At 67.8% G+C, this 518-nt stretch carries 1 protein-coding gene; it reads right to left on the reverse strand.

Annotated elements, in window-relative coordinates; all coding sequences use genetic code 11:
* Positions 1 to 513, reverse strand: a 513-nt coding sequence (locus NKI72_RS35410; protein ID WP_352852321.1) for a helix-turn-helix domain-containing protein, incomplete at its 3' end; no start/stop codon positions are given.
* Positions 514 to 518 lie beyond the last annotated feature (5 nt).

Here is a 518-nt window from a genome sequence, read left to right on the forward strand (position 1 = left end):
GATCGAGAACCGCGAATGGTCGTCGAGCACGGTCAGCGGATGCAGGCGCCCGGCGCGCAACGGCACATGACCCTTGAAGTCCATCTGCCACAGATCGTTGGGCGCTTCGTGCTCGAAGCGGATGAAGGGCTTTGCCCCGCCGCCCAGCGCCCCGAGCTCGACGCCGTTGCGACGCAAGATGCCGGTCACCGTCGAGGGCGACGGACAGCCAATCCCCTGGCGCGCCAGGACCCGGGCGATCTTGCGCCCGCCCCAGGCCGGATGTGCCGCCCGCACCGAAAGCGCCGCTGCTTCGACCTCCCAGGCGCTGCGCCTGGGACTCGAGAGCGGTTGGCGCGAACGCTCCAAAAGCCCGGCCTCGCCCTCCGTCCGATAGCGCGCGATCAACTTGTGAGCCACGGTCCGACCGATCCCAAAGCGCCGGCACAACGCGCTCACATTCGCTCCCGGCGCGCTCGCCAACCTGACAAATTCCAGCTTCTGTTTCATCGCGCTCGTGTCCTCGAATGGCATCCCGA

Origin of the sequence: Mesorhizobium sp. M0437 (assembly GCF_040321335.1) — a bacterium.
Classification (GTDB): domain Bacteria; phylum Pseudomonadota; class Alphaproteobacteria; order Rhizobiales; family Rhizobiaceae; genus Mesorhizobium.